Annotated in this window: 13 protein-coding genes; 12 read left to right on the forward strand and 1 reads right to left on the reverse strand. The window is 66.8% G+C overall.

Annotated features, from left to right (window positions below):
• Position 1 precedes the first annotated feature (1 nt).
• The 12 genes from ASE61_RS14550 (at position 2) to ASE61_RS26000 (ending at position 11,267) form a co-directional block, all read left to right on the forward strand.
• A complete protein-coding gene (locus ASE61_RS14550) occupies positions 2 to 1,672 on the forward strand; it encodes a nitrite/sulfite reductase (protein ID WP_061968002.1) in 1,671 nt (556 codons plus the stop codon).
• Positions 1,659 to 2,183, forward strand: coding sequence for a DUF934 domain-containing protein (locus tag ASE61_RS14555; RefSeq protein ID WP_244492843.1), 525 nt, complete (start codon positions 1,659 to 1,661; stop codon positions 2,181 to 2,183). Before ASE61_RS14550 ends, ASE61_RS14555 begins: the two co-directional genes overlap by 14 nt.
• Positions 2,184 to 2,186: 3 nt before the next feature.
• Positions 2,187 to 2,438 (forward strand): hypothetical protein, encoded by a 252-nt coding sequence (locus tag ASE61_RS14560; RefSeq protein WP_061968004.1) that lies wholly within the window; start codon positions 2,187 to 2,189, stop codon positions 2,436 to 2,438.
• Entirely contained in the window at positions 2,435 to 3,892 is a 1,458-nt protein-coding gene (gene cysG / locus ASE61_RS14565; RefSeq protein WP_061968005.1) for a siroheme synthase CysG, read from the forward strand. Before ASE61_RS14560 ends, cysG begins: the two co-directional genes overlap by 4 nt.
• 191 nt (positions 3,893 to 4,083) lie before the next feature.
• Entirely contained in the window at positions 4,084 to 5,124 is a 1,041-nt protein-coding gene (locus ASE61_RS14570; RefSeq protein ID WP_061968007.1) for a sulfate ABC transporter substrate-binding protein, read from the forward strand.
• A 9-nt stretch (positions 5,125 to 5,133) separates the two neighbouring features.
• Positions 5,134 to 6,030 (forward strand): sulfate ABC transporter permease subunit CysT, encoded by an 897-nt coding sequence (gene cysT, locus ASE61_RS14575; RefSeq protein WP_061968009.1) that lies wholly within the window; start codon positions 5,134 to 5,136, stop codon positions 6,028 to 6,030.
• Positions 6,023 to 6,910 (forward strand): sulfate ABC transporter permease subunit CysW, encoded by an 888-nt coding sequence (gene cysW / locus ASE61_RS14580; protein WP_061968010.1) that lies wholly within the window; start codon positions 6,023 to 6,025, stop codon positions 6,908 to 6,910. Before cysT ends, cysW begins: the two co-directional genes overlap by 8 nt.
• Before the next feature lie 24 nt (positions 6,911 to 6,934).
• Positions 6,935 to 7,981, forward strand: a complete 1,047-nt coding sequence (locus ASE61_RS14585) for a sulfate/molybdate ABC transporter ATP-binding protein (protein WP_061968012.1) — start codon at positions 6,935 to 6,937, stop codon at positions 7,979 to 7,981.
• A gap of 122 nt (positions 7,982 to 8,103) precedes the next feature.
• A complete protein-coding gene (locus ASE61_RS14590; protein ID WP_061968013.1) occupies positions 8,104 to 8,541 on the forward strand; it encodes an OsmC family protein in 438 nt (145 codons plus the stop codon).
• Entirely contained in the window at positions 8,538 to 9,398 is an 861-nt protein-coding gene (locus ASE61_RS14595; protein ID WP_061968015.1) for a sulfurtransferase, read from the forward strand. The genes ASE61_RS14590 and ASE61_RS14595 overlap by 4 nt, the downstream gene beginning before the upstream one ends.
• A 104-nt stretch (positions 9,399 to 9,502) precedes the next feature.
• Positions 9,503 to 10,822 (forward strand): 30S ribosomal protein S12 methylthiotransferase RimO, encoded by a 1,320-nt coding sequence (gene rimO, locus ASE61_RS14600; protein ID WP_061968017.1) that lies wholly within the window; start codon positions 9,503 to 9,505, stop codon positions 10,820 to 10,822.
• A gap of 205 nt (positions 10,823 to 11,027) precedes the next feature.
• Positions 11,028 to 11,267 carry a hypothetical protein gene (locus tag ASE61_RS26000; RefSeq protein WP_156407105.1) on the forward strand — a complete coding sequence of 80 codons (240 nt, stop codon included), beginning with the start codon at positions 11,028 to 11,030 and terminating at the stop codon, positions 11,265 to 11,267.
• Between the two features lie 100 nt (positions 11,268 to 11,367).
• On the opposite strand, the gene ASE61_RS14610 is transcribed toward ASE61_RS26000, so the two are convergent.
• Positions 11,368 to 12,342 carry a quinone oxidoreductase family protein gene (locus ASE61_RS14610; RefSeq protein ID WP_061968020.1) on the reverse strand — a complete coding sequence of 325 codons (975 nt, stop codon included), beginning with the start codon at positions 12,340 to 12,342 and terminating at the stop codon, positions 11,368 to 11,370.
• Positions 12,343 to 12,434: the final 92 nt, after the last annotated feature.

A 12,434-nucleotide genomic window follows, 5' to 3' on the forward strand; every position in this document is an offset into this window, starting at 1 on the left:
CATGTATCGTTACGACGAATTCGACGAGCGTTTTGTCCGGGAGCGGGTGGCGCAGTTCACCGACCAGGTGGCGCGCCGGCTCGACGGCTCTCTGACCGAGGACGAGTTCAAGCCGCTCCGGCTGAAGAACGGCGTCTATCTCCAGCTTCACGCCTATATGCTGCGGATCGCCGTGCCCTATGGCACGCTGAATTCGCGGCAATTGCGCCAGCTCGCCCTCATCGGCGAGAAGTATGACCGCGGCTACGGCCATTTCACCACGCGGCAGAACCTGCAGTTCAACTGGCCGAAGCTGCGCGACGTGCCTGAAATCCTCGGGCTGCTCGCCGATGTCGAAATGCACTGCATCCAGACCTCCGGCAACTGCATCCGCAACGTCACCGCCGATCATTTCGCTGGCGTCGCGCAGGACGAGATCGAGGACCCGCGCCCGACCGCCGAACTGATCCGGCAATGGTCCTCGGCCCACCCCGAATTCAGCTATCTGCCGCGCAAGTTCAAGATCGCGGTGACCGGCGCCGAAGCCGACCGGGTCGTCATCAAGGCGCACGATATCGGCCTGCGCCTGCGCCGCCATCCCGACACGCATGAGACCTGCTACGAGATCAGCGTGGGCGGCGGGCTCGGCCGCACGCCGATGATCGGCAAGGTGGTGCGCGACTATCTGCCGAAGAAGGACCTGCTCGCCTATCTCGAGGCGATCATGCGGGTCTATAATCTCGAAGGCCGGCGCGACAACAAGTACAAGGCGCGCGTCAAGATTCTCGTCCACGAGATCGGCGCCGAGGAATTCACCCGCCGCGTCGAGGCCGAGTTCGCCCAGCTCGACGGCCCCTCGATCAATGCCGATTCGGAAGAGGTTGCGCGCATCGCCGCCTATTTCGCGCCGCCGCGCTACGAGGCGCTGCCGGCCGCCAGCAATACGCTGGAGGCAGCCAAGGCTGCGAACCCCGCTTTCGCCCGCTGGGTCGAGGTCAACACGGCGCCGCACAAGGTGCCCGGCTACACCGCGCTGACGATCTCGCTGAAGCCGATCGGCCAGGCGCCTGGCGATGCGACCAGCGAGCAGATGCGCCGCGTCGCCGATCTCGCCGAACGCTATTCCTTCGACGAATTGCGCGTCACCCACGCGCAGAACCTCGTGCTGCCACATGTGCGCCAGCGCGACCTCTTCGCCCTCTGGCAGCAGCTCGGTGAGGCCGGCTTGGCCACCGCCAATGTCGGGCTCGTCACCGACATCATTTCCTGCCCCGGCCTCGATTATTGCGCGCTGGCGACGGCGCGCTCGATCCCGATCGCGCAGGCGATCCAGAGCCGCTTCGCCGACGAGGCGCGCCAGCGCGAGATCGGGCCGCTCGGCATCAAGATCTCCGGCTGCATCAATGCCTGCGGCCATCACCATGTCGGCCATATCGGCATTCTCGGCCTGGAGAAGCGCGGCATCGAATCCTACCAGATCACGCTCGGCGGCGACGCCACCGAGAATGCCGCGATCGGCGAAATTCTCGGGCCCGGCCTCGCCGCCGAGGAGGTGCCGGACGCGATCGAGCGGATCGTTTCCGTCTACCTCGCCGCGCGCAGCGAGGGCGAGAGCTTCATCGACAATGTCCGCCGCATCGGGCTCAGCCCCTTCAAGGCCGCTTTCCAGGAGACCGCCCGTGCCGCTGCTTGACCGGACCGGAAGTGCCGAGGACCGCTGGACCCGCAGCGAAGGCGCGGCGATCGGCAATATCCCGGCGGCGATCGTGCCCTGGGAGGTTCTCGCCGCGGCGCTCGACGCGCAGGAGCCCGAGCAGGTGATCGGCGTGATCCTGCCCAATTCCGTGCCCTTCGCCGCGCTCGAACCCTTCCTGCCGCGGCTGGCGCTCGTCGCCATCGCCTTTCCCGCCTATGCGGACGGGCGCGGCTTCAGCCTCGCCCGCCAGATCCGGCGCGCCGGCTTCGCCGGTGAGATTCGCGCCAGCGGCCCGCTGATCGCCGACCAGTTCGCCTATGCGCTGTCCTGCGGCTTCGACACCATCGAACTGCCCGAGGCGAGTGCCGCCCGCCAGCCGGTGCCGCAATGGCTGCAGGCCCGGGACACGTTCAGCGCCACCTACCAGCGCGGCTATAGCGAAAGCGGCCGCAACGTCCTCGACCAGCGCCGGGCGGCGAGAGCCGCAGCGCCCATCGCAGCGGAGTGAGGCATGACGATCTCGACCGCGACACAGGGTTCCATCGAGCGCTCCCGCACCGCTGCGAGCATCGATGAAAGTGATCCTGATGCCGTGTTCGAGACGCAACTGCTGCTCCAGCCTGCAAGCGGAGCACGCAGGCGCTGGTTCGATCTTTGCTTTCGCCTTATCATCCTGACACTGGCCGCGCTGTGGCTGCTGACGCCACCGGCGGGCAACGAGCGCAATGCGGCAGACGCAAAGGCCGTGGCGACCACCCGATGACCGACAGACAGCCCGAATCCACAGCGGCCCGCATCGAGCCGCTGGCGACGCTGCCGCTCTTCCACAAGCTGGACGGGCGCAAGGTGGTGCTCGCCGGCGGGACCGAGGGCGCGCTGTGGAAGGCGGAGCTGCTGGCGGCGACGGGAGCGGACCTTCACGTCTTCGCCGATGGCGAGGAGGCGCTGTTCGCAGGGTTGGTACAAAGCGAGGTTGGCGGACGCGTTCATGTGCATGGTCGGGCCTGGCAGGCCGACGATCTCACCGATGCCGCGATCGCCGTCGCCGATCTCGACGATGCCGATGCGGTCCGCGCCTTCGTCGCAGCGGCGCGGCAGGCCGGCGTGCCGGTCAATATCGTCGACAAGCCCGAGCATTGCGATTTCGCCTTCGGTGCGCTGGTCAACCGCTCTCCGCTGATCGTTGCGGTCTCGACCGATGGCGCGGCGCCGGTCTTCGGACAGGCAATCCGGACCAAGATCGAGGCCTTGCTGCCGCCCGGGCTGAAGAACTGGGCGCAAGCTGCCGCCGATTGGCGCCCGGCGGTGCAGGCGCGCGAACTGCCCTTCGCCCTGCGACGCAGCTTCTGGGAGCTTTTCGCCGGCAAGGCCATGGCCGAGCCGGAACGCACGCCGAACCTCGATGACGAGGCCGAGCTTTTCGCGAAGCTATCCCGGATCGAAGCCAATCATGACGGCAAGGGCCGCGTCACGCTGGTCGGTGCCGGTCCGGGCGATCCGGAATTGCTGACGCTGAAGGCGATCCGTGCCCTGCAGAGCGCCGACATCATTCTCTATGACGATCTCGTTTCGCCCGGCGTGCTCGAACTGGCGCGGCGCGAAGCCAAGCGCATGCTGGTCGGCAAGACCGGCTATGGCCCCTCGGTGAAGCAGGGTGACATCAACGCGCTGATCGTCTCGCTGGCTACGCAAGGCAAGCATGTCGTGCGCCTCAAAGGCGGCGACCCCGGTATTTTCGGCCGTGCCGGCGAGGAGATCGAGGCCTGCCAGGCGGCTGGCGTGCCCGTAGCGATCGTGCCCGGCATCTCGGCCGCGCAGGGTGCGGCCGCCTCGCTCGGCCTGTCGCTGACCCATCGCGACCATGCGCGGCGCCTGCAATTCGTCACCGGCCATTCGCGCAAGGGCGAACTGCCTGAGGATCTCGACTGGCGCGCCATGGCCGACCCCGCCGCCTCGACCGTGATCTACATGGCGCGGGCCACCCTGCCCGGCTTCCGCGAGCGTGCCATTGCCGCCGGCCTCGACCCGCAGACGCCGGCCGTCGCCGTGCTCGCCGCCACGCGACCGGACGAGCAACGCATCGCCGCGACCATCGCCGACCTGCCAGAGCGGCTCGGCGAATTACCGGCGAGCGGCCCGGTTCTCGTCCTGCTCGGCCATGCCTTCGGCCCGGCGCTTTCCGCTGCGAATTCGGCGGAAGATCGCCGCCGGGCCTGACAGCGGCCCGGCTTCGTCGCGGGGTGGAACGTGATTGCCGGAGATGCGTTTTCTCCTCCGGTGCCGCAATTTGGAAGGCGCTGTTTGCGCCAAGTCATTGAGGCAAAGCCGATAATTCAGTACGTTTCGTTTGTTATTCAGAACGGATCGAGGCTTCTTCAAACCTCGCCGCGAACCAACGGAGCCCTGACATGACGCGACCTGCTTATAGCCGCCTCCTTCGGGCCGGACTGGTACTGGGAGCCTTCAGCCTGTGCTTCGGCGTCGTTGCCGGCGCGCGCGCCCAGACCGAGCTCCTCAACGTTTCCTACGACCCGACCCGCGAGCTCTATCGTGACATCAACGCGGCCTTCCTCGCCGAATGGAACGCGAAGCACCCCGACAAGAAGATCAGCACGATCCGCCAGTCGCATGGCGGCTCCGGCGCGCAGGCCCGCACCGTGATCGACGGGCTCAACGCCGATGTGGTGACGCTGGCGCTGGCCGGCGACATCGATGCCGTCGCCGAGCGCTCGAAAAAGCTGCCGCTCGACTGGCAGAAGCGCCTGCCGCACAATTCCTCGCCCTATACCTCGACAATCGTCTTCCTCGTCCGCAAGGGCAATCCGAAGGCGATCAAGGACTGGGGCGACCTCGTGAAGCCGGGTGTCCAGATCATCACGCCGAACCCGAAGACCTCGGGCGGGGCGCGCTGGAACTATCTCGCCGCCTGGGCCTATGCCGAGAAGGCCTTCAACAAGGACGACGCGAAGATCCGCGACTATATCGGCAAGCTGCTCGCCAATGTCCCGGTGCTCGACACCGGCGCGCGCGGCGCGACCACGACCTTCACCCAGCGCGGCATCGGCGACGTCTTCCTGTCCTGGGAAAACGAGGCCTTCCTCGCCCTGAAGGAGTTCGGCACCGACAAGTTCGACATCGTCGTGCCCAGCCTGTCGATCCTGGCCGAGCCGCCGGTCGCCCTGGTCGATGGCAATGTCGATGCCAAGAAGACCCGCGAACAGGCGCAGGCCTATCTCGAATTCCTCTACACCCCGAAGGCGCAGGCGATCATCGCCCGGAACTTCTATCGCCCGCGCAACCCGGAAGCCGCCGACGCCAAGGACATCGCCAATTTCCCGAAAGTCGAGCTGGTGACGATCGACGACGTGTTCGGCGGGTGGAAGAAGGCGCAGCCGACCCATTTCGGCGATGGCGGCACCTTCGACCAGCTCTACAAGCCGGCCCGCTGAGGATTGCCCATGACGGCGGCGACGACGACCTTCCGCTGGCGCGAGCCGAGCATCCTGCCCGGCTTCGGGCTGGCGCTCGGGATCACCGTGACGGCGTTGTCGCTGATCGTGCTGATCCCGCTGGCGGCGCTGTTCCTCAAGGCCGCCAGCGCCGGCCCAGCCGATATCTGGGCGGTGGCGACCTCGCCGCGGACGCTCGCTGCGCTCAAGCTTTCCTTCACCGCCGCGCTGTTCGCTGCGCTCGTCAACGCCGTGTTCGGGCTGATCCTGGCCTGGGTTCTGGTGCGCTACGAATTTCCCGGCCGGCGCCTGATCGATGCGGCGGTCGACCTGCCCTTCGCCCTGCCGACGGCAGTCGCCGGCATCTCGCTCGCCGCGATCTATGCCCCGAATGGCTGGGTCGGCTCGCTGCTGGCGCCGCTCGCCTTCAAGCTGACCATCCCCTTCACCGATCTCTCCTTCGGCTTCGACGGCAAGGTCGCCTATACGCCTCTCGGCGTGATGGTGGCGCTGATCTTCATCGGCCTGCCCTTCGTGGTGCGGACCGTGCAGCCGGTGCTGGAGGAATTGCAGAGCGATGTCGAGGAGGCCGCCGCGCTGCTCGGCGCCAGCCGCTTCCGGACGATCTTCCGGGTGATCCTACCGCAGGTCCTGCCGGCGCTGATGACCGGCTTCGTGCTCGCCTTCGCCCGGGCGGTCGGCGAATACGGCTCGGTGATCTTCATCGCCGGCAATGTGCCGATGATCTCGGAGATCGCCCCGCTGCTGATCGTGATCCGGCTCGAACAGTTCGATTATGCCGGCGCGGCCGTAGTGGCGACGATGATGCTGCTGATCTCGTTTGCGCTCATCCTCGCCGGCAACCTGATCCAGGCCCGCGCCCGCCGGAGGTTCGGCGATGTCTGACGCCACCCTGCCCTCCGCTGCAGCCACGCCGCCTCGCAGCGCCAGCCGGGCGCGCAGCGAGAGCCCCGTCGTGCAAGTCGCGCTGATCGCGATCTCGCTCGCCTTCCTGCTGCTCTTCCTGCTGCTGCCGTTGGTCACGGTCTTTGTCGAGGCTGCCGCCAAGGGCTGGGAGGCCTATCGCGCCGCGATCACCGAGCCGGATGCGCTGGCGGCGATCCGGTTGACCTTGCTGGTCGCCGCGATCGCCGTGCCGTTCAACATCATCGTCGGCATCGCCGCCGCCTGGGCCATCGCCAAGTTCGAGTTCCGCGGCAAGGACCTGCTGATCAGCCTGATCGACCTGCCCTTCTCGGTCTCGCCGGTGATCTCGGGCCTCGTCTTCGTGCTGCTCTTCGGCGCGCAGGGCTATTTCGGGCCCTGGCTCCAGGCCAACGATCTCAAGATCGTCTTCGCCCTGCCTGGCCTGATCCTGGCGACGGTGTTCGTCACCTTCCCCTTCGTGGCGCGCGAATTGATTCCGCATATGCAGTCGCTCGGCTCGGCCGACGAGGAAGCGGCGCTGACGCTCGGCGCCTCGCCCTGGCGGGTCTTCTTCGCGGTGACGCTACCGAACGTGAAATGGAGCCTGTTCTACGGCGTCCTGCTCTGCAACGCCCGCGCGATGGGCGAATTCGGCGCGGTCGCGGTGGTCTCGGGCAAGATCCGCGGCCTGACCAACACCATGCCGCTGCATATCGAGATTCTCTACAACGAATACATGGGCGCGGCCGCCTTCGCGGTGGCCTCGCTGCTGGCGGGGCTGGCGCTGGTCACCCTCGTGCTGAAGACCCTGCTGGAATGGCACTACGGCGATGTGATCGCCGCCAGTCGCCGCCATTGACCCACAGACGAAGGATTTCTCGCCATGTCGGTCGCCGTCACCATCGAGACCATCGAAAAGCGCTTCGAGAACTTCCCGGCGCTGCGCGGCGTCTCGCTCGATATCCAGCCGGGGGAGCTCGTCGCGCTGCTCGGTCCGTCCGGCTCGGGCAAGACCACGCTGCTGCGCCTGATCGCCGGGCTGGAGGAAGCCGATCGCGGCCGCGTGCTGTTCGGCGAGACCGATACGCGCGAGCTCTCGCTGCGCGACCGCCGCATCGGCTTCGTCTTCCAGCAATACGCCTTGTTCAAGACGATGAACGTCGCCGAGAATATCGGCTTCGGCTTGAAGTCTCGGCCGCGCCGCGAGCGTCCGAGCAACGAGGAAATCCGCAAGCGTGTCGGCGATCTGCTCGACCTCGTTCAGTTGCCGGGGCTGGAGAAGCGCTACCCTAGCCAGCTCTCCGGCGGCCAGCGCCAGCGCGTCGCACTCGCCCGCGCTCTCGCCATCGAGCCGCGTGTTCTGCTGCTGGACGAGCCCTTCGGTGCGCTCGATGCCAAGGTCCGCAAGGATCTGCGCGCCTGGTTGCGCGAGCTGCACGGGCGCACCGGCCACACCACCGTCTTCGTCACCCACGACCAGGAGGAGGCGCTGGAGCTGGCCGACCGCGTCGCGATCCTCAACGAGGGTCGCATCGAGCAGGTCGGCTCGGCCGACGACGTCTACGACCATCCGGCCACACCCTTCATCTGCGAGTTTTTGGGCGAGGTGAACAAGTTGCCGGTCAAGGTCGTCGGCAGCCAGGCCTTCTTCGGCGACCGGCCGGTGCTGGGCGGATTGTCGCAGAACCAGGGTGGCCCGGCCTCGCTCTATGTTCGGCCGCAGCATCTGCGCATCGTCGACGAGACGCCGCTGGCGCTACCCGGCACGGTCGAGCACCTGCGCCGCAACGGCCCGATCCGCCGGGCGGAGGTCGCGGTCGAGGGGTTGAAGAAGCGGCTCGAGGTCGATCTCGCCAGCCAGGTCGCCCCGGCGATCGGCGAGCGGATCAGGCTCCGCATCACCCATGGCAACCTGTTCGCTGCCGCCTGATCGGAAATCTCGTGCATCGGGCGGTCGCTAAAAGCGGATTCCCCTTTCCAGCGCGATGCCCTAGCCTCCCGGGCGAATCCGGCAGCCATTCTCGGCTCTCTCGATCCGGACAGGAGATCGCGATGAAAGCACGCGCGAAATGGGTTGATGGCATGGCCTTCATGGGCGAGTCCGGCAGCGGGCACGCCATGATCATGGACGGTGCGCCCGAATATGGCGGGCGCAATCTCGGCATCCGGCCGATGGAGATGCTGCTGATCGGGCTTGCCGGCTGCACGGCTTTCGATGTCGTCGGGATGATCAAGAAGGGCCGGGAGAACATCACCGGCTGCGAGGTCGACGTCGAAGCCGAGCGCGCCACGACCGATCCCAAGGTCTTCACCAAGATTCACCTCGCCTACCGCATCACCGGCAAGGGCCTGTCCCAGGCCAAGGCGGAGCGGGCCGTCACATTGTCGAAGGAAAAATACTGTTCGGCTTCGATCATGCTCGGGGCGACCGCCGAGATGAGCTACAGCCTCGAAGTGATCGATGAATTGCACAAGGAGGCCGCTGAATGAGCAGGGCTGAATTCGCAGGACTGATCTCGCCGGACGCGCTGGCCGCCCGGCTCGGCGACGAGAACCTCGTCATCGTCGATATCCGCACCGCTGCCGACGGCGCGAAGGCCGCCTTCGAGACCGCGCATATTCCCGGTGCCGTGCATTCCGACTATGCCGCCGATGGCTGGCGGGCGAAGATCGGCAATGCGCCGGGCATGTTGCCGCCGCTCGCCCATCTCGCTGCGCTGGCAGGCCGGCTCGGCATCAAGCCGCAGGATGATGTCGTGATCGTCCCGGCCGGCACCGCCGCGACCGATTTCGCCGCGGCGGCGCGGGTCTACTGGACGCTGAAATTCATCGGCCACGGCCAGCAGGCGATCCTCGATGGCGGCTTCAAGGGCTGGACCAACGATCCGGAACGCCCGGTCGCGACCGGCGCCTCCGCGCCGAAGAGCGCCGGCGCCTATCCGGTCGTGGCGCAGCAGGGCCTGCGCAGCACGGCGGATTCCACGCTCGTCGCATCGCGCAGCAAGCAGGCGAGCCTCGTCGATGCGCGCGGGCCGAGCTATTTCGAAGGGCGCGAGAAATCGGCCGAGGCTGCGCGCGCCGGCCACATCCCGGGCGCGATCCAGCGCGACTATGCCGGCGCCTTCGAGGGCGGCAAGCTCAAGGCGCCGGGCGAGCTGCAGCAGCTCTTCTCCGCGGTGCCTCAGGGGCCGGTGATCTCCTATTGCAACACCGGCCATTCGGCCGCGGCAAACTGGTTCGTGCTGTCGGAGGTGCTCGGCCGCGACGAGGTCGCGCTCTATGACGGCTCGATGACCGATTGGACGCAGGACCCTGACCGACCCGTCGCGACCGGCAAGGCGGCCTGATCGCGCTTTCGATTGCAAAACAGGTTGAAAAGGTTCAAAGGAAGCGCCGATCGCGTGCCGTGACGCGCGGCGCTTCCTGACATTCTGAACCGAGCCATCAGCCGATGAACGCCGTCGCGCCGAAAATCTCCTTCGTTTCGCTGGGCTGCCCGAAGGCGCTCGTCGATTCCGAGCGGATCATCACCTCGCTGCGCTCCGAGGGCTACGAGCTCTCGAAGAGCCATTCCGGTGCCGATCTCGTCATCGTCAACACCTGCGGCTTCCTCGATTCCGCCAAGGCGGAATCGCTTGAGGCAATCGGCGCGGCCATGGCCGAGAACGGCAAAGTCATCGTCACCGGCTGCATGGGCGCCGAGCCCGAACAGATCCGCGACGCCTTCCCGAACGTGCTCGCGATCACCGGCCCGCAGGCCTATGAGAGCGTCGTCTCGGCCGTGCATCAGGCGGTGCCGCCGAAGCATGATCCCTTCGTCGATCTCGTGCCCGATCAGGGCATCAAGCTGACGCCGCGGCACTACGCCTATCTCAAGATTTCAGAGGGTTGCAATAATCGCTGCACCTTCTGCATCATCCCCAAGCTGCGCGGCGACCTCGTCTCGCGGCCGATCGGCGACGTGCTGCGCGAGGCCGAGAAGCTCGCCAAGGCCGGCGTCAAGGAGCTGCTGGTGATCTCGCAGGACACCAGCGCCTACGGGCTCGACATCAAGTATGCGCCCTCGATGTTCAAGGATCGTGAGATCCGCACCCGGTTCTTCGAACTTGCCCGCGAACTCGGGCAGATGGGAATGTGGGTGCGCCTGCACTATGTCTACCCCTACCCGCATGTCGACGAGGTCATTCCGCTGATGCAGGAGGGAATCGTCCTTCCCTATCTCGACATCCCCTTCCAGCACGCCTCGCCGAACGTCCTCAAGGCAATGAAGCGCCCGGCCCATCAGGACCGCACGCTGGACCGCATCCGCAAATGGCGCGAGATCTGCCCGGACCTCGCCATCCGCTCGACCTTCATCGTCGGCTTCCCCGGCGAGACCGAAGAGGACATGGACATCCTCGTCGACTGGCTGAAGGAAGCGAAGCTGGAGCGCGTCGGCGCCTTCAAATACGAGCCGGTGAAGGGCGCGCCCGCCAATGACCTCGGCCTCGACCTCATTCCCGAAGAGGTGAAGGAGGCGCGCTGGCACCGCTTCATGAAGGCGCAGGCCGAGATTTCCGCCCGCATCGTCAAGGGCCGCGTCGGCAAGCGCATTCAGGTCATCATCGACGAGGCCGGCCCGACCGTGGCCAAGGGCCGCTCGAAATGGGATGCCCCAGAGATCGACGGCAATGTCTATGTCGCGAGCCGCCGCCCCCTGCGGGCCGGCGATATCGTCACCGTGAAGATCGAACGGGCCGATGCCTACGATCTTCACGGCATCGCGGTCTGAACCGGCTCGCGCGTCAGCTTCCGAACCCACACACCTGACGGACGGCGCGGCCCCGGCGATCCTGCGCGACCCTCAGGTCGCCGCCGCAGCCTTCCGAGGCCAGGGCCGGAGGAGGCTCGCGGCCAGGCCGCTCATTGCAGGCGACGGCGGTGCAATTGGTCCCGGCGGTCCGCGCCCGTCCTGCGCCCGGCACCCGGAGGCGTTCGTGATCCTGCAGGCGGATGGCGATGACGGAATTGTGGTCGCCGCCCTGACCGCCCTGGCCGCCGCCGCCATTGCCGCCACCACCACCGCCACCGCCGCCGCCGCCCTGCTGGGCCATGGCAGCGGTCGAAAGCGTCAGGGTCGCAAACAGAAGGCCGACGATCTTGATCTTGTTGGGCATGACATCACCTCGAATGATTGTCAGCACATCCTGCTGATGTCGTTTGGTCGCGGCACCTGATCGCCGGGTTCACACCGCGCATAAAAAATGCGCCCGGATGACCGGGCGCATGTTCTTTCCGCCGTCATGCTCGGGCTTGACCCGAGCATGACGTCCCGGATCAGGGAATCAGCACCGTCGAGCCCGTGGTACCGCGCGATTCCAGCAGGCGGTGGGCGTCGGCTGCATCCTTCAGCGGGAAGGTCGCGTTGACCGGCACCTTGACCTTGCCGCTCGTCACCGCCCCGAACAGGTTCTTCGCCATCGCGATCATGGTCTCGCGCTTGGCCGTGTGGGTGTTGAGCGTCGGGCGCGTGACATAGAGCGAGCCCTTGGCGGCGAGGATGCCGAGATTGAACGCTTCGACCGAGCCCGAGGCGTTACCGAAGCTCGCCAGCAGGCCGAAGGGCTTCAGGGTGTCCAGCGACTTCATGAAGGTGTCCTTGCCGACGCCGTCATAGACCACGTCGCAGAGCGCCCCGCCGGTGACCTCCTTCACCCGCGCCGCGAAATCCTCCTCGCGGTAGTTGATGACATGGTCGGCGCCATGCGCCTTGGCGAGCTCCGCCTTCTCCTTCGAGCCGACAGTGCCGATCACGGTGGCGCCCAGCGCCTTGCCCCATTGGCAGAGGATGAGGCCGGTGGCGCCGGCGGCGGCATGGACCAGGATCGTGTCGCCCGGCTTCACCTTGTAGGTCCGGTGCAGCAGGTATTCGGCCGTCAGCCCCTTCAGCAGCATGCTGGCGGCGGCCTCGTAGGAAATGCCGTCCGGCAGCGCCACGACGGAGGCCGCCGGAACGATGCGCTCCTCGGCATAGGCGCCGAGCGCCGAGACCACGGCGACGCGGTCGCCGGGCTTGAACTCGGTGACGTTCGGGCCGACGGCGAGCACGTCGCCCGCGCTCTCGTTGCCCAGCGTGAAAGGCAGTTGCGGCGCCGGGTAGAGGCCCGAGCGGAAATAGGTGTCGATGAAGTTCAGGCCGATCGCCCGGTTGCGGATCAGGATTTCGCCGGGACCCGGCTGCGGCAGGGTGACGTCCTCGAACTGCAGGACCTCGGGGCCGCCGGTCTTGTGGGCACGAATGGCTTTGACCATGAAAGGCATCTCCTACGGGATGGATGCCCCGACCATAGTTCATCGGGCCGGAAAGGCATCCGTGCCCAACGCAGAACGCACCTTGCGACTTT

This window comes from Allobosea sp. Root670, assembly GCF_001429415.1.
Lineage (GTDB): Bacteria > Pseudomonadota > Alphaproteobacteria > Rhizobiales > Beijerinckiaceae > Allobosea > Allobosea robiniae.